The sequence below is a fragment of the Staphylococcus sp. TE8 genome, assembly GCF_000692055.1.
Lineage (GTDB): Bacteria > Bacillota > Bacilli > Staphylococcales > Staphylococcaceae > Staphylococcus > Staphylococcus capitis.
The window spans coordinates 1-1674 of the sequence record NZ_JMGB01000008.1; the positions used below are offsets into that span (position 1 = coordinate 1).

Below are 1674 nucleotides of genomic sequence, written 5' to 3' on the forward strand. Positions count from 1 at the left end.
CGTTACAAACTATTTAGTATTTATGAGCTAATCAAACATCATAATTTTTTATGGAGAGTTTGATCCTGGCTCAGGATGAACGCTGGCGGCGTGCCTAATACATGCAAGTCGAGCGAACAGACGAGGAGCTTGCTCCTCTGACGTTAGCGGCGGACGGGTGAGTAACACGTGGATAACCTACCTATAAGACTGGGATAACTTCGGGAAACCGGAGCTAATACCGGATAACATGTTGAACCGCATGGTTCAACAGTGAAAGACGGTCTTGCTGTCACTTATAGATGGATCCGCGCCGCATTAGCTAGTTGGTAAGGTAACGGCTTACCAAGGCAACGATGCGTAGCCGACCTGAGAGGGTGATCGGCCACACTGGAACTGAGACACGGTCCAGACTCCTACGGGAGGCAGCAGTAGGGAATCTTCCGCAATGGGCGAAAGCCTGACGGAGCAACGCCGCGTGAGTGAAGAAGGTCTTCGGATCGTAAAACTCTGTTATTAGGGAAGAACAAATGTGTAAGTAACTATGCACGTCTTGACGGTACCTAATCAGAAAGCCACGGCTAACTACGTGCCAGCAGCCGCGGTAATACGTAGGTGGCAAGCGTTATCCGGAATTATTGGGCGTAAAGCGCGCGTAGGCGGTTTTTTAAGTCTGATGTGAAAGCCCACGGCTCAACCGTGGAGGGTCATTGGAAACTGGAAAACTTGAGTGCAGAAGAGGAAAGTGGAATTCCATGTGTAGCGGTGAAATGCGCAGAGATATGGAGGAACACCAGTGGCGAAGGCGACTTTCTGGTCTGTAACTGACGCTGATGTGCGAAAGCGTGGGGATCAAACAGGATTAGATACCCTGGTAGTCCACGCCGTAAACGATGAGTGCTAAGTGTTAGGGGGTTTCCGCCCCTTAGTGCTGCAGCTAACGCATTAAGCACTCCGCCTGGGGAGTACGACCGCAAGGTTGAAACTCAAAGGAATTGACGGGGACCCGCACAAGCGGTGGAGCATGTGGTTTAATTCGAAGCAACGCGAAGAACCTTACCAAATCTTGACATCCTCTGACCCCTCTAGAGATAGAGTTTTCCCCTTCGGGGGACAGAGTGACAGGTGGTGCATGGTTGTCGTCAGCTCGTGTCGTGAGATGTTGGGTTAAGTCCCGCAACGAGCGCAACCCTTAAGCTTAGTTGCCATCATTAAGTTGGGCACTCTAAGTTGACTGCCGGTGACAAACCGGAGGAAGGTGGGGATGACGTCAAATCATCATGCCCCTTATGATTTGGGCTACACACGTGCTACAATGGACAATACAAAGGGTAGCGAAACCGCGAGGTCAAGCAAATCCCATAAAGTTGTTCTCAGTTCGGATTGTAGTCTGCAACTCGACTACATGAAGCTGGAATCGCTAGTAATCGTAGATCAGCATGCTACGGTGAATACGTTCCCGGGTCTTGTACACACCGCCCGTCACACCACGAGAGTTTGTAACACCCGAAGCCGGTGGAGTAACCTTTTGGAGCTAGCCGTCGAAGGTGGGACAAATGATTGGGGTGAAGTCGTAACAAGGTAGCCGTATCGGAAGGTGCGGCTGGATCACCTCCTTTCTAAGGATATATTCGGAACATCTTCTTCGAAGATGAAAGGATAACGTGACATATTGTATTCAGTTTTGAATGTTTA

Annotated in this window: 1 rRNA gene; it reads left to right on the forward strand. The window is 49.9% G+C overall.

Annotation, left to right across the window (positions count from 1 at the left end):
* Positions 1 to 47: 47 nt before the first annotated feature.
* Positions 48 to 1598 (forward strand): 16S ribosomal RNA (locus CM54_RS12185).
* Positions 1599 to 1674 lie beyond the last annotated feature (76 nt).